Here is an 18411-nt window from a genome sequence, read left to right on the forward strand (position 1 = left end):
CAACAATATTTTTTATTACAGCAATATGTTTAACAAGGTTATTTTTTACCACTATTTTAGTCAGATCATTCGAAAGGAAATCATCATGTCAGTTATTCAAAAAGTACTTCAATCTCCAGCAAGCTACGCGCCACTTATCTTACGTGTACCGACTGGCATTACCTTAATGGCGCATGGCTCGCAAAAATTATTCGGCTGGTTTGGCGGCGGCGGCCTAGAAGGGACTGGTCAGTTTATGTCGTCATTGGGCTTAGAGCCGGGTGTGTTAATGGCATTCTTAGCCGGTTCTGGTGAGTTCTTTGGTGGCCTGTTTTTATTGATTGGTTTACTGACTCGTCCATCAGCATTTGTGGTGGCGTTTACTATGCTGGTGGCGATCTTGTCAGTGCATATTAGTAACGGTTTATTCCTCGCCAACGGTGGCTACGAGTTTGGTTTAGCGTTATTAGCAATTGCGGTTTCTCTACTGGTTTCAGGTTCTGGCCGTATTGGTTTAGATAACCTACTAGCTGAGAAGTTTAAACGTTAATTAAGCGCTCATTCTTTACAATGCCCAGTGGAAATACTGGGCATTTTTGTATCTTGTCTATTGACTGGAATGAGTACTGACAGTAAAGCAGTAGATTTAATTCTGAAGCGGATAATTTGTATTTATGATATTGCCGAGATGTGAAGAAGGCGTACAATGGACGAATCTAATAATAGTCTGAGCTGGAACATGGAACTTACTCAAGCATTACAGCAAATCCAACCTTCTTATATTCGTGAAATTCTAATGGACGCTCAAGCAGAAGGCGTTATTTCTTTGGCTGGCGGATTACCGGACGGAAATACTTTCCCGATTTCCTTAATGGATGAGTCGTTGACTTCATTGCCGCAAAAACCTGCGCTGTTCCAATATGGTCAAACTGCTGGTTATGGCCCATTGCTTGATTATTTTCGTACTCAGTTTTTACTTCCTGAACATCATGAATCATTAGTTTGTACGGGCTCTCAACAAGCTCTGGATTTAATCGCGCGTGCGTTTGTGAATTCAAATGACAAAGTGGTAATGGAAGCGCCAAGCTATCTAGGTGCATTGCAAGTATTTGGTTTAGCACAAGCCAATGTGATTAGTGTGTCACAACAAGCAGATGGCCCAAACCTTGCCGAGTTAGAAGCGTGTTTTGCTGAACAAGCGCCAAAATTGTTTTATGCCGTGCCTGATTTTCATAACCCGACTGGTGTGTCGTGGAGTTTGGAAGTTCGTCAAAAAGTAGCGAAATTGTGTCAACAATATGATGTGACGTTAGTGGAAGATGTGCCATATCGTGAACTGCGTTTTATGGGAGAGATGTTGCCACTTGTGTCTAGCTTCTGCCCAGAAAGTGCATTAGTACTGCGTTCTTATTCAAAAATTGCTGCACCAGGCATGCGTATGGGCGTTGTAACCGGTAAAGCTGAGTGGATTGCACCGCTTGTGAAAGTAAAGCAATGCGCTGATTTGCATTCAAGTATTCCAATGCAAGCGGTATTGCTTGATTTGTTAAATCATCAAGACTTTCCTACGCACTTAGAAACGTTGCGGGATATTTATCAAGAGCGTTACCAATGTTTGGCTGATCAACTGACCGCTAAATTGCCCCAAGGTTGTCACTTTCATCCAGTAGAAGGTGGTATGTTTATTTGGTTAACCTTACCAGAGTGCGATGACTTTACTTTGGCAAAAGCGGCTTTGAAAAATAAAGTCGCTGTGGTTCCTAGTTCTGTATTTTACAAGCAAGGTGAGAAGGTGACGCCAGCACTTCGCTTGAACTTTACCAATGCGACGACGGAGGAGTTAGTTGTAGCAGTCGATCGTTTAGTGGCAGTAATTAAAGCGGACTGTAAATAAACTTTAGATCTAATTTCATGTCAAATTTAAGGCCAAGAATTGAATAAGGTTCTTGGCCTTTTCATTTCTTATCCCATGATACTAATTCATAAAAATCCCATACCTTAATTCACTATTAATTAGTTATAAAATATTACTTTTCATGTTTTATTGGTTTTTTATTACCAATGAATAATGGAGTGAATGTTTAATAAATATCTCATGGTTTATTCCCTTTTATTTCATACTTGCTTTTTTATTTGTTCGACTAAATTAAATGAGTGATTGTCAATGTCACGTCAATTTTAATGAAAACATCCGTTGAACGGTAAAAGGAATTATTATGAAAAAAACAGCAATAACAGTTGCGATGCTCAGCTTAGCTGCAGCGTCATCTAATGCATTGGCCGACGGTAATGAAACTGCGTCAGTGACCCTTACTCATGCGGTGCCATTAGTTTGTAATATTGGTTTACTGGCAACCGGTGATGCGGACACATCTCTTGGTGAAATTGCAGAATTAAGTTCTGGACATAATAAAATACTAGAGCTGAATAATATTACTGATAAAAACCCTCAAAGTATCAGTGGGGCGGTAAAGTGTAACTCTAATGATGGTTATAACATCGATGTTAGCTTAGCTCAAGGTGGTTTATTTAATAGTGATGGCGGTGATACGATCCCTTATACACTAACTCCATCGGTTAAGAATGGACCGAAACTTCAAGTTAGCAATGCATCATTTACTTATACCGGTGGTGCGAATATGAATGGAGTGTTTACTTCAGACTATGAGCCTGGGGAACAACAATTTAAACTTACTTTAGAAACTGCTGCAGGTGCGTTTGATAATGCAGGTAGTGGCCACTACACAGAAACTATTACCTTTTCTCTTGTCGCTCTATAGTTTTATAAAATAAAAAGAGGGGGGCTTCCTCCTCTTTATTATTTAAGGTTGCACTATGTTTAAAATAATACTTTTTATTATTACTTCGCTATTTTCCATATCAGCTTTAGCTAATGTCATGATCACGCCGCTTTCAATGGATATAGATATAAAGAAACCAGTATCTAGTTATACCATTGAAAATAAATCTGGTGAGCAGCAAACCTACTTAGTTAAAACATATTACAGAACGATGGATTCAACCGGTAATGAGGTGAATGAAGAAACGAAAGAACTGCGTATTTTCCCAAGTAAAATCATATTAAACCCACAACAAGCAAAAAGAATTAAAGTAATGTATTTAGGGAAAAAAGCATTACAAAACGAACGATCTTATCGGGTGATTTTTGAGCCCATTATCGTGGGTGAACAAGAAGGAATGAAATTTAATTATCGATTTGTCACTTCCGTGTATGTCACACCAGAAAAAGCTGAGCATAACATTGTTGCTACGATGGATGCTGGCAAAGTATCTATTCAAAACTTAGGTAATAAGCATACAGTGCTAAGTAACTGGGGTTTAGTGTTTAATCAAGGTTCAAGTGGGGAAGTGACTTACAAAGAGACACTGCCAACAATTAATATGTTAGCCAAATCTAACCTGGTGCTGCCGATCAAGCCAGGTATTGCCCCAAGCCAAGTGAATTCAATTGATATTCTTGAATTTGACTAATGAAACTTTGGTCAGTTATCACGCTAATGTTTGCATTTGGAGGGCCACTAACCGCGTGGGCTGAAGAAAGAATTCCAATGCCGATTGATGTTGATCTACCGACCAAACGAGTACAAATTACCGCTTATTTATCTAATGAGAATATTTCTGATTGGCAACTCGATAGTGGTGAGTTTGTCGATAAAGTGTCTCCTATCGTGCTAGACAGTATTAAAACCAAGTTAGTTAAAGAGTTTATGGATGCGCGAATTGTCTCTAGTGACATGCAAAAGCTAGGATGGAGTGCCAATTTCGATGAGGATATGTTAATTATTACGATTGATATTCCTGCAGAACAACTTGAAGAAATCGATATTCCGTTTGGTGGCTATTCGTCTAAAAAAGAGTATGCAAAACACGTTCGTAGAATCGAACCTAGTCCTGTTAGTGGGGTGTTTAATCTTTATTATTCCCATACTCATAATCTTGATGATACATCGCAATATTCCGACAGCTTAGCATTACGAACTGGTATTGCCATAGGTCCTTTAACCTTTGAAGACGGTCATACATTTTCTCGTAACAGTATCAATGAGGAAGTGAAAGTTCAGCGTGATGCTTCTCGGTTAATGTATGACTTGCCGAATAACTACGGTTTTCTTCAAGTGGGAGATTATTATTCTGATACTCAAATTCAGCAGCTCAACCCAGGTGATATCTTCGGACTTTCCTATTCTTACCAACCGCAATATTTACGTGACTACTACCGGCCTAACTCTGTTCCGATTGTTTTAGAGTCAACCTCCATTGTCACCATTCGAATTAACGGTGAAGATTTTCGTCGCATTCGTCTCGCACCAGGTCAATATAATCTGCGTGATCTACCTATTGATAATGGGGTAAATGAAGTTGAAGTGAGTTATATCGACCAAGGTGGATCAGAAGTGGTGCAGTTTTATAACTTAGTTAATGTTCCTGAGATTTTACTAGGAGGAACGCTGGAAACCCAATGGACAGCAGGTTATGTACAGAGTTACAACGCTGAAGGGATCAAGGAACTTAATGATGAAGTACCAGCCGCGCAGATGGTATTGTCATATGGCTTGACCGATTGGTGGACAATTTCTCCTAAAGTGGAATGGCAGCAAGATGTGCAAGATTATAACTTGCTGCATAACTTCGCCGTGTGGGATGACTTTCTGACCTTAGAAACAGGACTAAAGCAAACCGAGGAAAGTGATCTTTATAAGGGAAAAGTGAGCTATTATTTACCTGAAACGGCTTGGGGTGCGTTGAATAATACCAATATCAGTTATGAGTATAGTTACCAAGAACCAATTATTGGCTATCAAACTCAGCAATATATCCGCTTTAGTACGGGGTTAAATCTCCCAATCACTAATGGTTACATGTCTTTTAATGGCTATTCACGTTTTGATGATAATGAGAACGTTGAAAACTCTCTAGCTTTGAATACTAGTTATCGTTTATGGGACTACTTGACTCTAGGGGTAAATCTGCGCTGGAAAGAGACCTATGGTGATAGTGAAGAGAGTTTTACCATTTCCGCGAATATACCAATCAGCTTATTTAATCAGCGTTTTAGCGTGTCATCTCGTTATGATTCAAATAAAGAGCACAGTGAAAATGCCTTGTCTTTCTATCGCTATGGTATTGACCAAAGTTGGCGAGGTACGGCGAATTTTCGCGATCATGAATATGATGGCGCTGACCTTTATTATAAAAAATATGGTGACTACTTAAACGGAAATATTCGTCTCAGTTCTACCAATGAAATTGATGCAGAGAATCGGACGAGAGTGGGTAGTGTCGGGTTGGAAACTGGAGTGGCTTTTTCTGGAACAGACATTGTTTGGACATCGCCAGTCAGTTCTGGATTTACCATTGTGAGCCTAGAAGATGAGAGTGATGATTACCGTTTAGTGAAAAATGATTATGGCCGTGTTGCTATTGTGCCGAAAGAACAAGGTGGTTCGACATCTTTAATTACAGAAGTGAGTAATCGTCGAGAGCGCTTAATCGAAGTGAATACCCGAGAGTTAGCATTTGACCAAGAGTTAGAGTTTTCCGAATTCGTTGTACAAGGAGGTTTACGCAGAGGTTCAAGTGTTAATTTAGAGATGATTAAAGGGTTGCTCGTCACTGGCCAGTTAAAAGTTCATGGTGAGCCACTTGTCGATGTTGTCGGTGAGTTTGTCTCTGAAGATGGTAGTCGAAGTTTTCCATTTTATACTGGTACAGCAGGCGAGTTTGAAGTTGATATGATCCCTAAAGGGCAATATGAGCTTAACTTCTATAGCGACCAATATAAATCGCAAATGGTTTATATTGATGATAAAAATTCTGTTGATGGGATGTTTGTTCAGTTGGAACCACTCGCGGTAGAGTTTCGTTAAAATTTTCTTGCCCTACTTTTTAACCATTTTTATGTTATATAAATTTGCAACATTTTTCTTATCTATTAAATAAAGAAAACTCTATTAATATTTATTTAATTTTCATATAAAGGAAGGTTGCAACGTGCCCACCTTTTGGCTTGCATTCGGTTTTTTACATTGATTTTTTTAAATGCTTTATATAAATGAGATTTTATTGTGTGTTCACTTACAAAGAGTTCATTCGCTATTTCGGTGTTACTTTTGTTATTAGATAATAAATTGAGAACATCAATTTCTCGGCTTGTTAGCTCAATTGAAGTCGTTGTTATTGGTTTTATCGACTGAAGATAAAGTAACATTTCGATTAACATAGAATGTGGGATCCAGTATTCACCTTCTAATACTTTTGCCAAGCCTTTAATGAGTGTTTCTTGGTCTTCATAATGAGAAAAGTAGCCGTATACATTCGGCCACTGTAACAATTTTTGAGCAGAAATACTTTCTTGGGTATTAAGAAGAACGGTGCTGATATGGTCTTTCATGCTACGTAGATACTCTTCCCACGGTTGGCTTGAATCGGGTAAGTTGGCGAGATCGACTAAGATGAGTGCAGGTCGGTTCCAGTCATGATAAGTCAAGGTTTGTTGATTAACCAGGCTGACTGATGGCCCTAACGATTCAGATAATAATTCTTTCATTAATTGACTCTGAATACAGCTAGTGGAGAGTAGCATGACATCCATGTTTTTCATCATTTTTCCTTCATAATAATTAATTACTCATTATGTATAGAATAAATGCCGTGATTATCAATTATCAGGGGGATATGTTTTTTGCTATTTTTTATTAAAAATAAACTAAAGTTTTTATTTTATAGTGTATTGTAAAACTAAAGTGCTAATTGTCTTTTTTATATTAAACTTTAGTTCTTATTTTACTAACGTTCACTCGGTTTTTCATTTAAAGATAGATATAAAATCATACTTTTTTACTAGAGTAATTAAAAAAGCATGATTTTATCTATACCCAAGTGATTTCAAAGTTAGATTGGATTAAACTTCATCTCCGGCTTCATCTTCTTGTACGATGTCGGTTTCTAAACTGGCTTCATTTAACCAACGTTGTATCGCTGGGCTATTGATGACTTTTTTCTGATATTGGCTCGCCAGATCAGAAAGAGAGATTTGGTAAGTTTGGAAACGCAGTGCGATAGGTGCATACATTGCATCGGTGATAGACCATTCTCCAAATAACCATTCTTCAGGAAATTCGCTCATTTGTTGTGACCACATTTGGTCTATTCTTTCTATTTCATGGCGTGCGGTTTCTGATAATTTTATTCGTCTTGTTGCTCGGCAGTTCATTGGCATTTCATTGCGTAACGCAGTAAAACCCGAGTGCATTTCACAAGCAAGTGCGCGTGCTTTTGCTCTATGACTAGGATCATTTGGCCATGCTTGTCCATTGAGATAGCATTCATTGATATATTCTAAAATCGCCAGAGAATCCCAAACGGTGATGTTGCTATCTACTAAGGTTGGGACTTTAGTGGTCGGGGTGATTGCTTTGAGGGTTTGATAAAACTCTGGCTTAAAGAGAGGTAATTTTATTACTTCTACTTCAAGATTATATTGAGCGAAGATAAGCCAGCCGCGTAGTGACCAACTGGAGTAATTTTGGTTACCGATATAAATCTGCATATTTGTTCCTTTTTTATGGTTATATGCAAGTGAATTCTGCACCTTGAAGTTACTTGGGTATATGTCCTTATGTGGATTTACTGTAAATGATTGCTTCTTTGATAACGAACGGATAGTTTTGATAGCAGATATTAAAAATATTGATGGATTAATTAGGTAGATCAAATGGATATTGACGCACTTCGCAGCTTATTGGCCTTTGTCGAAACGGGCAGTTTTACACGTGCGGCGAAACAAATTAATCGTACTCAATCTGCTTTGAGTGCACAAATGAGAAAACTAGAAGAAGAAACTGGTTCGAGCCTATTTATTAAGGAAGGGCGGAATTTAGTCTTGACAGAAGTTGGCCTCAGTTTGAGTAATCATGCTAAGCAATTAGTAACAATGCACGATCAAGCGTTACAGCAGTTGAAATCAAATAAAGGTAAACGTTCGCTAATGCTTGGTTGTCCAGAAGATTATAACGACACCGTATTACCTGCATTTATGGCCGCTATTTATGCAGCCGAGCCTAAGTGTTCAGTGCATATCTATAGTGAACCCAGTGTGACGTTAAGGCAATGGCTTGATGATGGAAAACTTGACGCCGCAATTTTAACTAGGCAACCCAATACAGAAGAAGGGTATTGGTTAACTTCCGATCAAGGTGTTTGGATTGCCGCTCACGGTTATCAATTAAATTTAGCTGAACCCCTTCCTTTAGCTTTATTCCAAAGTGATTGTAAATACCACGCTGCTGCAATTGATGGCTTAACCAAACGAGGTATCAGTTACCAGTTACTTGCATGCTGCAATACTGCTTCTGCGCAGCGAGGATTAGTTCAAAGTGGCTTAGCTATAGGTGCAATGGGAAAATTAAGTATTGGCGGTAACGTCAAAGTATTACCGAATATGCCACCATTACCTGCGGTTGATATCGTATTGTCTGTTTCCGTGAAAGGCCATCCAGTCTTGAATTCTGATTTTTTGAATCAACTCGGTAGGATTTATTCTGATCGTGTTTTGACTTAGATTGATATCGTAGATCATCATTTATTGAGTTATTATTTTCTTATCTATTCCCAATAAGCATTAATTTTTATGTTACTTGAAGGTATTGAAACCCTGTTGGTTTTGAGTCATGAAAAAACCATGAGTCGAGTTGGTAGTCAGCTGTATATTAGCCAGTCGGCGGTGAGTAAGCGCATCGCTTTGCTAGAAAAGAAGTTAGGTAAGAAGCTGATTGTGCCAGATGGACGGCATGTACGTTTAACACCTGCGGCAAAAGAATTGATTGCCAGTGTCAAACCCACTTTCCATGAGTTGCAAGGCCGAATCTATGAGCAACATACTTTAAATGATGACACAGTCATTTATTTAGATTGTTCAGAGACCTTGGTGGCTGGATACTTATCTAGCATGATGGGAAGATATTTTGAGCAGGACTCATCGATACACATCAGTACCCACCATACTCCAAGAATTGTCGAACGAGTCCAGTCGGGTAAAGCGACCATCGGTTTTTGTGCCGGTGAAATTCCCTCGAAGCATGGCCTTGAGGTACTGCGCTTGTGCGATGAGCCCTTTGTGTTGGTTAGCCGACAACCCCTACAAGCCTTGCCACAACAAATCATCACTAATGATTTATCGAACCCTGCGAACCGTTACCAATTTGACGTGTTATCTCAACTCGGTATTTCGGCATTGATGGAGATGGATTCCTATACTGCAGCGGCGCAACTAGCATTAGGTGGTGTCGCGCCAGCTTTGGTGCCACTATCAATAGTCAAAGCATTAAAGATTGAGACGAAATATTGCTTTAGTTTTGATGTTCTAAAACCGCTATTTCGCCCGGTACACTTATGTTGCAGGCCAAATACTTATCGTAATGAGCGAGTTAAAGCATTGATAACAGCCATTGCTGATGCTGTTCCCACAGAAGCTTAAGTGCCATGGTCATTGACATAATAATGACCAATGGACGAATAATTTTTTGTCCATTACCAAGTACCACTTTTGCTCCTAAACGTGCACCAAGAAAATTACCCACTGCCATTGTTAGCCCCAATTCCCAAATAGGTAATCCGGCCATAATGAAAAACGATAAAGCAGCAATATTAGAAGTGAAATTAAGAATTTTAGTACGGGCAGTGGCGGCGACTAGGCTATAGCGACCAATTGCCACGAAACACACGGCAAATATAGAGCCAGTGCCTGGTCCTAAAAATCCATCATAGAAGCCGACACTAGTCCCGATGATTAGCGCGAATGCTGCCTCAGAAAGTTTAGGTTTATCATCGGGGTGTGGTGTTACGGATTTAGAGAATAGAAAGTAACCTGAGATGGCAATTAGCACGATAGGAATAATGCTCATTAATAGATCGGGTTTAATCACTTGGACAGCTTCTGCGCCGAGTGCGGATCCGATAAATGTACAAGCAATCGGTAGCCACATGGTTTGTAGTTTTACGGTACCGCTACGAATAAAATATAAACTGGCGGAGAAACTACCAAATGAGCTTTGCAGTTTATTGGTGGCTAAAGCTTGAGCGGGAGGAATACCCGCCGCGAGCAATGCTGGTACGGTCAATAAGCCACCACCACCTGCCATTGCATCAATAAAACCGGCTAATGCCGCTACACCGACAAGTAATGCCATGATTTCTAATGACAGTTCCATCTACCTTCCTTGTTTGCGTTCAATTCAAATCAGTGTCGTGACTATATCATTGAACTTTTGCATCGATTAGTAAAAGGAAGGAATTAGACCTATTCCTATAATTCATTAATTATTTTCTAGGAGTGTGGCTATCTCTTCAAATGACATCGGCTTATAGAAAAAATAGCCTTGTAATAGTTGAACACCATGATCTTTTAGGTAATCCGCTTGTTCTTTGGTTTCGACACCTTCAGCAACCATTAACACATTCATGTTATTGGCAAGGTTAATGATGCTGTTTAAAACTGGAGAATTAATCGACTTTATACCTATAGTGTTGATAAAACAGCGATCAATTTTTAGGTAATCAAACTCGGTATCTTCTAACACGGATAAAGAAGTATAACCTGTACCAAAATCATCAATAGATACATCTATTCCCAGTTTTTTTATGTCAGTGAGTATTGCCCGGTCAGACTTATCAAGCAATTGTCGCTCAGTTATTTCAATACCTAATTTAAGCCCTTGCTCTTTATAGCGGCTGGCAAGTAATGTTAACTTTTCTAGACATGAGTTTTGAGACAGGTAGCTAGGTGGAACATTGATACTGATATGTAAATTGTTGGTGGTATGTGTTTTCCAATCTACCAGAGTGCGTTCGAATACAAAATCAGTAATATTATTAATAAGCCCATGTTGCTCAGCAACGGGAATAAACACATCAGGTCCAATAAAGCCAGACCGAGGGTGACTCCAACGAATCAATGCCTCTACCCCTTTTATTTTAGAAGTGGAGCTATCAACAAGGGGTTGGTAAACAAGGAAAAACTCATTATTGATTAATGCTTTTTTTATCTTTTCGGCTAGTGAACCTCTGGTTTGATACCAATAGCTGAATAGGTGCCAGAATATGGACAAAAACAATGAAATAGGAATGGTGACTAATAGGGTGTTGGTATATAGCTCATTTATTAACTTGTTACTCGGCTCAATGGTAACTTGGATATTTAAATGTTTTGATTGTTCCATCGTAAGAAACTGGCTTGGTTTTAAATGTGTATTTGATGGATAAGTGTTACCAGAAACGGTCATAACAGATTGTGCGATTCGATCATCATCTTTTAGTCCTAATCGAACATCGATATAGCTCTGATCGACAATTGAAATAGCTGAACGATGCAGATTATTTTTATCTTGATCAATAATTAATAAACTACGAACCGGGCCATCTTCATATGAAATATCAAATAAATACTCTCCAGTATTAAGCTTAGATTCAGAGAATTTATGTTTTATTTGAAAAATTTCATCTTCCGATCTTTTTGACGAGCAGGTGACTCTGCCTTCTTCAACAATCAGCATTTCTCTTAAAAAAGCTTCAAATAATAAATCTTTTTGAATTTGTCGGCAGGTTGTTGCGTCATACAAGGCTTGGTAGTTTTCATCTCTTAGTTCATCAACAATTTCTTCAATTTGGTGAACATAAGATTGGCTAATGGTTTGTAAGTGTTGCTTTAATGAGGAGGAATTACTTACATAGCAAATGAACGCAACGATAGGTAAAGGAGCAAGAAAAGTTATCAGTAGTTTTTTAACTGCCTTTGGAGTGAGTATGGTATGTGGCATTGATTATTGTCACCCTAGTAGCGAAGCTTTATTTGAGTCATTGATTTATTTGTAATAATTAATTGTTTATGCTGCATAGGATATTTTACATCGCTATAAATGTTTCAAATTGTAACATGCTTTTTTGGTAAAATATTATGTAACCTTAATTTTTAGCAGGTTTTTAACATGATCATGCCATTGTTGCTAGTGTTGAGAACTACATTTAATGCATTTTTCATAATGGTCTACACTTTGATGGAAAGCTAATTAGCTCTGATTTAATAGTGTTACTTAAAATCAAATAGTTAGCAGGAGGATGTTATGACAGACCAAGATCGTATTGAAGATCTCGAACATCAAATCTACATTGCGTATGCCGAAGGAGATTACCAACAAGCAAGTCAATTAGAGAAAACGTTGAAAAAAATACGCGGCCATTCGATGCAAATGAAAGAGCATCAAAATGATCCTTATTCTCTAGAAGGGCATGTGTTTGTTGATGATGATTAGTGATTGAATCATTTAGAATTGAAAAGTAACAATGGTGTGTTGGTATAGTCAACACACCATTTTTTATGCTTATTAACATCATAACTAATTGATGCATGCGAATAATTTATATTGTTAAGTCGGATCAATGTGGTTGCCGTAGTAAGGTTACTTAGCCAAAATTCTACGATAGAATGACGTTTTACTATTTAGAAAGTGAAAGGATATGATTGGTCTAGCTGTATTTTTGGCCGTAGTGGTATTTGTTATTGGTTTACAACAAGTTTTGATGAAATCACTAGGGGAAAGAGTGATCAAAACCCCATTGTCTAAAGGATTATTTTATCTGTCTGCTATGGTTGGAACGCCAATTCATGAAGCATCACATGCATTAGTGGCGTTAATCTTTGGTCATAAGGTCCATAAAATTAGTTGGTTTCAAATGGGGAAAGATGGCCGGCTTGGTTATGTCAATCACAATTGGAATCAACGTTCACTCTACCAATCAATAGGGGTCTTTTTTATTGCAATTGCACCATTACTAGCGGGATTTTCAGTGATTGTGCTATTGCAGCATTTCTTAGTAATGCCAACCATTCGACCTTTTATTTTGAACGTTGATGTCGCGAATGTGTATACCGTTTCCACAGCCGCTTTGCACTACTGTGCTTATGTAATAGACACCTTTATTGATAGTGCTTTATCTTCTCGCCAACATGCATTAACTCTACTTCTTGCTTGCTTAATTTGTTTTCACTGTATTCCTAGCCGTGGGGATTTTAATAATGCACTAAAAGGCTCGGTGATGGTTTTGATTGTTGTCGCTGTGCTATGGGTATTGTCTTTTTACTTCAACCTATTCCATCAACAATGGATGCTTGCTGCTTTCAATTTTTCGGTGAATGTCTCCGGCTTTATCTTAGCGACTGCTTTGCTTTCGATGGGATGGTGGATAATCTTGGTCATTCCGACTTTATTTTTTAGACGGTAAGCTATTTTAATAATTCATCCATTAAACACTCGATATTGTTATTTATTTGCGATTTCGGGCGTATAAAGTAATAGCCTTTTCCTGATCGAACGTTGAGCTGACAAGGTGCGATAAGCCTACCCAGCTCTATGTCAGCTTGAGCAAGCATTGTATCACCAATCGCGATTCCAAAGCCTTGCATTGCAGCATTAACTGAAAGGTCTAATGTAGCAAAATGTTGATTCTTTTTTCCTTCCAATGCTGTCCACTCGGGTTGCTTTTGTTCGGCTGCCCATGCGTTTAACCATAACTTCCAATCCGATTTTTCTGGTGTGGCGTGTAACCATGTTTGTTGTTTTAGTAGGTTTACTTGTAGTGATAGATGCTCACCTAACAAGGTTGGAGCACAAACAGGGGTCAAGATCTCTTCAAATAATAAATGGTAATGCAGTTGTTGGTCTTGTTGAGTAAAAGTGTCGAGATCGCCATAGCCAATTGCTGCATCGAAAGGTTCGCTCGCAAAGTTGACACTGTGTTTAATAGTCGAGGTGAGTTCAACATCGATCTCGGGGTTCTGCTGCTGAAAGTTCATTAGTTTGGGTAATAGCCATGAAGTAATGCAACTTGGGACTTTGAGCTTTATTTTACGTTTGTCATGAGCGATATGCTCGATTGAACGTTGTAAGTGGTTAAGCGTATGTTCAACCAACGGCAGAAACTCTGCACCTTTGGATGTAAGTGATAAGCCTCGTGCGTGTCGATGAAACAAGGCGACATCCAATTGTTGCTCTAACGATGAGATTTGTCGGCTAACTGCACCTTGTGTGAGGTTAAGTCGATTTGCTGCTGAGGTGAAGTTGAGTTCTTCAGCGGTTACTACAAATGCGTATAGTGCTTTAGTCGAAGGTAGTCGAGTTGGCATGATCGTTCCTTGTTGATCAATCGTAATAAAATCAAACACTCTCAAGTATTGAAACTAGGTATGATTTTTTATCATGGCTAGTATGCTTACTTTTCGTTTCTTATTGCAAGCCTTGTTTGTATAGAATCAAGATATAACTTTAATTGATTATTTATGCTCAAATTTAGAATTTAAAGTTAAATTTATTGTGATTTTTGTTTTTATTATGCATGGCGAGAGAGACGTATGACATCATTAGCAGATAAGTTGGTTCCAGAGTCGGTAAAAAAACTCATACCTTATCAATCGGCAAGACGTATTGCGCGTGGCATGACTAATAAACAAGATCACCTGTGGCTGAATGCCAATGAATTAGAAACATGTTGTCAGTATGGTGATGAGAAACAGGGTGTAAATAGCCATTATAATCGTTACCCAGACTTTTTACCGTTTGATATCGCAGCAGCTTACCGTGATTACTGTGAACAATTTCAACTAGACAGTAAAAATGAAGATGGTCGACTTAATGCGAATGTTGAAATTATGGCAGTACGTGGTGCAGATGAAGCAATTGATTTATTAGTACGAGCTTTCTGTCAGCCAGGTAATGATCAAATTCTGGTTTGTCCGCCAACCTATGGCATGTATGAATTCTGTGCGGATTCAATGGGTGTGAAAACGGCAGTCGTACCATTGACGGCTGAATTCCAACTCAACTTACCTCAAATTGAAGCTGAGCTTGAAAATACCAGTATTGTGTTTTTATGTTCACCGAATAATCCAACGGGTAATACTTTATATTCGCAAGACTTGTTGGCTTTACTTGAGAGTACAAAAGATCAGTCCCTGGTTGTGGTGGATGAAGCTTATATTGAGTTTGCACCACAGACCAGTGTGTTGCATCTAATGGCGCAATACCCGCATTTAATCGTTGTTCGCACTTTATCAAAAGCATTTGGTTTAGCTGCCATTCGTGTGGGTTTTTTAATTGCCGATCAAAGCGTGATGAGTTATGTCGCGCGCTTAGTTGCGCCATATCCTATTGCCGATCCGAGTGCGGAGATTGCACTAAAAGCACTAGATTCAGCTGGTTTAATACAGATGAAGGCACAAACGGATAGCTTAATTGAGATACGAGATTGGTTTAGCTATGAAGTCAGTCAACTTTCAATCGTGGATAAAGTCTATCCATCGTGTACCAATTTTGTTCTCATTCGTTTTAAAGGCAGTAATAATTTTTACGAGTATCTTCTTAATAAGGGGATTGTGGCACGTAGTCCTGCTAATGAGTCAACGGTGAAAGGATGCGTTAGAATTTCAATTGGCTCCGCCAGCAGTATGAATAAAACACTACAAGTACTAAAAGAATATACTTAAGTCATTTGGGTATATAAATAAAAGGATTTATGATGAAAAAGTTAATAACGCTTGCGGCAGTATGCTGCGCAATGATAGTCGGAACGGTTCATGCTGCAGACAAAAAAGTGGTACGTCTTGCCTCGGATTTTACCTACCCACCTTTTAACTATAAAAATGAAGATGGTGAACCTACCGGTTTTGATATTGAAATTGCCGAGGCTCTGTGTAAAGAAGCTAATTTTAAGTGCGTGTGGATTTCTCAAGATTGGGATGGCTTAATTCCTGCGCTACTTGCAAGAAAAGCTGATGTGATCATGGCGTCAATGCGCATTACTGAAGAACGTAAAAAGCGCGTTTTATTTACCAACAAATACTACCAAACACCAGCACGCTTTGTGGCCAAAATCGATGCCGGATACAATATGGATAAAGCCGGGCTTACCGGTAAAAATATTGGTGTTCAACTAGGCACTATTCATGATAACTACGTAACCGAGAAGTTTGGTGATGTGGCTAATATCAAACGTTATAAAGGCCAAGATGAAGTGTATCTTGATTTGGACAATGGTCGTTTGGATGTGGCGTTCAGTAATGCTGACCAACTGCAATTAGCCTTCCTTGATAAGCCACTTGGTAAAGGGTTTGAATTAGCCGGAGAGCCAGTAACAGATAAAGCATATGTAGGTGAGGGCACCGCTTTGGCACTACGTAAGCAAGATAAGGCATTAGCAGAAGCCTTTAATAAAGCGATTGCCGAGATCCGTTCTAACGGAACCTACGATAAGATCGCCGATCAATACTTTAATTTTGATATTTATGGTGATGAGTTGTAATAATTCATTATATATACTCAAGTAACCTCAGATAATAAAAAAGCGATGTTTGTATTTTCAAACATCGCTTTTGTGATTTGAGTTAAAACCAAAATAAATCTCTAACTCCACTTAAACTCCCTATCAATTGGTGTTCATTCAGAAAATTTGAGTGGTCGCCTGAAGTGTTTTTTGAATTGATTGAAATTAGTCGAACTGTATTGGTGCTCTTGGCTCGATTTAATACGATATAGTCACACAAGTATAATCGATTCGAGAAATGCTTTTAGAATGGGCTGTCTTTTGTTAATTCACTACAAATATCGACAATGGCTAGTGATAGGCCGGATTTGATCACTTGCTGCTGACGTTGTAGTTGCATGCGATAAAAACTTAGGTCGATATCACCATCGGGTTCGGTAATATTTAAAGGTACCATTGTCATTTTTTCTATGAGGTTAAGTGACTTAATACTATTGATGATCAATGGGTCGGTAAATTCATATTCAGAACCGTCATTATTGAGTTTATTGCGCAAAATAATGAGATCTTCAATATCGTGATAAATAGCATCGGGCAATACACCTAAACCAAACAATAGTTTTAAACGAACCGCGAGATCGCCTAGAGGGCCAGAATCTTGTAATAAAGGCCCGACAACGGATTGCACGGCAAAATTATCCTTACGAAAAATACGTTTGATGAGAGCATCGATAGACTCATCCAGTATTTCTACGGTTTGGATAAAGAAGCCTCTCACCGTAGGTGCTTGGTTTAATCGTTCCAATATTTCTGTTTCGTTTAATTTTTCGCTCATTAGACCATCTAAATTAAGGGGGGCAGAGAAGCCCCCGTGATGATTAGAATTAAAGTTGTAAGTAAAGACTTTCGATTTTTTGTACTTCGATACTGTTTTCATTTAGCCCGGTATAATGCGCTAATGTTTTTTTAATACCTTGATCTTGAATAGATTTTTGTAATTCAATTGCCTGAGGGTCGTTATCATTACGATATTTACAAGCCGCTGCAATTCCTTTCAATAAAGTTGTGTTTTCTGTCCCATATTCGATGGTGCCAAGTAGTGGTTTTATTAAGCGATCATTTTCGCTTAATTTACGAATAGGTTGTCGGCCTACACGGTCAACTTCGTCAACAAGGTAAGGGTTAGCAAAACGGTCTAATATTTTTTGGATATAAGCCCCATGCATTTCACGATCAAACTGGTAGCGTTGAATTAATACTTCACCACTTTCATGCATCGCTTGTTTTACATCAAAGTAAATCTCAGGGTCTTCAATAGCTTCACGGATAGTTCGATGGCCTTTTAAGCACCCTAAATACGCGGTGATACAATGGCCAGTGTTGAGTGTGAATAACTTACGTTCCACAAAAGCCATTAAGTTATTGGTTTTTTCCATTCCTGCGATATCAGGAATTTCGCCTTTAAATTGGCTTTCATCGACAATCCATTCGCTAAAGCTTTCTACCGTAACTTCAAGTGGGTCATCATTTGCCGCTTCTGCTGGTGGTACAATTCGATCAACGGCAGAGTCGACAAATCCAATTAAGGTATCAGCTTGAGTATGCAGATCAGGGGACAGATATTTATAGACTTCACCTTTTAGATGGGTTGTGCCTCTAATCATATTTTCACAAGCGATGATATTTAAAGGTTTTAGATTACCTGCTTCAAAGCGTTTAGTGATACCTGTTGCGATAGTTTTGGCAATAATATCAAGTACATTAGGGCCAACAGCAGTCGTAACAAGGTCAGTGTGAATGATACGTTCAATAACATCATCACTAGCTGAATTAACGGCAGTAACATGATTAACGGTATCGATTTGGCATTTCGAACCTACGACTTTAACTTTATATTCTTGTTTATGACTGATTTGGTCGACAAGCGGTGCATTGACATCAGCAAAAGTCACTTGAACATCTGCGTCTGCTAAAAGCTTTCCTATGAATCCTCGACCAATATTACCAGCACCAAAGTGAACTGCATTTTTCATAATAAATTCCTACGATAAAAATAAAGCTTGTTAGGGTGAGGCCAGATGCATAAGGGCACGCTGACCTCGA

The 18411-nt window shown here is 38.6% G+C and carries 18 protein-coding genes; 11 read left to right on the plus strand and 7 right to left on the minus strand.

What is annotated here, in order from left to right; all coding sequences use genetic code 11:
- Nucleotides 1–85 precede the first annotated feature (85 nt).
- The 5 genes from QQJ93_RS02955 to QQJ93_RS02975 all read left to right on the plus strand — a co-directional run bounded on the left by QQJ93_RS02955 (nt 86) and on the right by QQJ93_RS02975 (nt 5867).
- Nucleotides 86–529, plus strand: coding sequence for a DoxX family protein (locus QQJ93_RS02955; RefSeq protein WP_416376240.1), 444 nt, complete (start codon nt 86–88; stop codon nt 527–529).
- 189 nt (nt 530–718) lie between these two features.
- Complete coding sequence (locus QQJ93_RS02960; protein ID WP_089124535.1) at nt 719–1873, plus strand: aminotransferase-like domain-containing protein; 1155 nt, start codon at nt 719–721, stop codon at nt 1871–1873.
- 322 nt (nt 1874–2195) lie between these two features.
- Nucleotides 2196–2759 (plus strand): hypothetical protein, encoded by a 564-nt coding sequence (locus QQJ93_RS02965; RefSeq protein WP_089124013.1) that lies wholly within the window; start codon nt 2196–2198, stop codon nt 2757–2759.
- A 55-nt stretch (nt 2760–2814) separates the two neighbouring features.
- Nucleotides 2815–3471 carry a fimbria/pilus periplasmic chaperone gene (locus tag QQJ93_RS02970; protein WP_089124014.1) on the plus strand — a complete coding sequence of 219 codons (657 nt, stop codon included), beginning with the start codon at nt 2815–2817 and terminating at the stop codon, nt 3469–3471.
- Nucleotides 3471–5867, plus strand: coding sequence for a fimbria/pilus outer membrane usher protein (locus QQJ93_RS02975; protein ID WP_089124015.1), 2397 nt, complete (start codon nt 3471–3473; stop codon nt 5865–5867). The genes QQJ93_RS02970 and QQJ93_RS02975 overlap by 1 nt, the downstream gene beginning before the upstream one ends.
- A gap of 95 nt (nt 5868–5962) precedes the next feature.
- Here the strand turns inward: QQJ93_RS02975 and QQJ93_RS02980 are convergent, their stop codons facing one another.
- Together QQJ93_RS02980 and QQJ93_RS02985 are read right to left on the minus strand one after the other, a co-directional pair.
- Complete coding sequence (locus QQJ93_RS02980; protein WP_284186026.1) at nt 5963–6601, minus strand: LuxR C-terminal-related transcriptional regulator; 639 nt, start codon at nt 6599–6601, stop codon at nt 5963–5965.
- Nucleotides 6602–6901: 300 nt separating this feature from the next.
- Nucleotides 6902–7549 (minus strand): glutathione S-transferase family protein, encoded by a 648-nt coding sequence (locus tag QQJ93_RS02985; protein WP_089124017.1) that lies wholly within the window; start codon nt 7547–7549, stop codon nt 6902–6904.
- 165 nt (nt 7550–7714) lie between these two features.
- Here QQJ93_RS02985 and QQJ93_RS02990 point away from each other — a divergent pair, with 165 nt between their 5' ends.
- Nucleotides 7715–8560 carry a LysR family transcriptional regulator gene (locus QQJ93_RS02990; RefSeq protein ID WP_089124018.1) on the plus strand — a complete coding sequence of 282 codons (846 nt, stop codon included), beginning with the start codon at nt 7715–7717 and terminating at the stop codon, nt 8558–8560.
- A gap of 69 nt (nt 8561–8629) precedes the next feature.
- Nucleotides 8630–9475, plus strand: a complete 846-nt coding sequence (locus QQJ93_RS02995) for a LysR family transcriptional regulator (RefSeq protein WP_089124019.1) — start codon at nt 8630–8632, stop codon at nt 9473–9475.
- On the opposite strand, the gene QQJ93_RS03000 is transcribed toward QQJ93_RS02995, so the two are convergent.
- Together QQJ93_RS03000 and QQJ93_RS03005 are read right to left on the minus strand one after the other, a co-directional pair.
- On the minus strand, nt 9426–10208 hold the full coding sequence (locus QQJ93_RS03000; RefSeq protein ID WP_089124020.1) for a TSUP family transporter: 783 nt from the start codon (nt 10206–10208) through the stop codon (nt 9426–9428). The genes QQJ93_RS02995 and QQJ93_RS03000 overlap by 50 nt on opposite strands.
- Nucleotides 10209–10313: 105 nt before the next feature.
- The gene (locus tag QQJ93_RS03005) at nt 10314–11813 is read right to left on the minus strand and encodes an EAL domain-containing protein (RefSeq protein ID WP_089124021.1); all 1500 of its coding nucleotides are present in this window, start codon (nt 11811–11813) and stop codon (nt 10314–10316) included.
- A 303-nt stretch (nt 11814–12116) separates the two neighbouring features.
- Between QQJ93_RS03005 and QQJ93_RS03010 the strand changes: the two genes are divergently transcribed.
- Entirely contained in the window at nt 12117–12305 is a 189-nt protein-coding gene (locus QQJ93_RS03010; protein WP_089124022.1) for a hypothetical protein, read from the plus strand.
- Nucleotides 12306–12510: 205 nt separating this feature from the next.
- Nucleotides 12511–13275, plus strand: a complete 765-nt coding sequence (locus QQJ93_RS03015) for a hypothetical protein (protein ID WP_089124023.1) — start codon at nt 12511–12513, stop codon at nt 13273–13275.
- A 1-nt stretch (nt 13276) separates the two neighbouring features.
- Here the strand turns inward: QQJ93_RS03015 and QQJ93_RS03020 are convergent, their stop codons facing one another.
- Entirely contained in the window at nt 13277–14176 is a 900-nt protein-coding gene (locus QQJ93_RS03020; RefSeq protein WP_089124024.1) for a LysR substrate-binding domain-containing protein, read from the minus strand.
- A 225-nt stretch (nt 14177–14401) separates the two neighbouring features.
- Here QQJ93_RS03020 and hisC point away from each other — a divergent pair, with 225 nt between their 5' ends.
- The gene (gene hisC, locus QQJ93_RS03025; RefSeq protein ID WP_089124025.1) at nt 14402–15532 is read left to right on the plus strand and encodes a histidinol-phosphate transaminase; all 1131 of its coding nucleotides are present in this window, start codon (nt 14402–14404) and stop codon (nt 15530–15532) included.
- A gap of 32 nt (nt 15533–15564) precedes the next feature.
- Nucleotides 15565–16347, plus strand: coding sequence for an ABC transporter substrate-binding protein (locus tag QQJ93_RS03030; protein WP_089124026.1), 783 nt, complete (start codon nt 15565–15567; stop codon nt 16345–16347).
- A gap of 265 nt (nt 16348–16612) precedes the next feature.
- Here QQJ93_RS03030 and QQJ93_RS03035 read toward each other — a convergent pair whose 3' ends face one another.
- Both QQJ93_RS03035 and QQJ93_RS03040 read right to left on the minus strand, forming a co-directional pair.
- Entirely contained in the window at nt 16613–17143 is a 531-nt protein-coding gene (locus QQJ93_RS03035; RefSeq protein ID WP_089124027.1) for an MltR family transcriptional regulator, read from the minus strand.
- 49 nt (nt 17144–17192) lie between these two features.
- Entirely contained in the window at nt 17193–18341 is a 1149-nt protein-coding gene (locus QQJ93_RS03040; protein WP_089124028.1) for a mannitol-1-phosphate 5-dehydrogenase, read from the minus strand.
- Nucleotides 18342–18411 lie beyond the last annotated feature (70 nt).

This window comes from Vibrio algivorus, assembly GCF_030161215.1.
Classification (GTDB): Bacteria; Pseudomonadota; Gammaproteobacteria; order Enterobacterales; family Vibrionaceae; genus Vibrio; species Vibrio algivorus.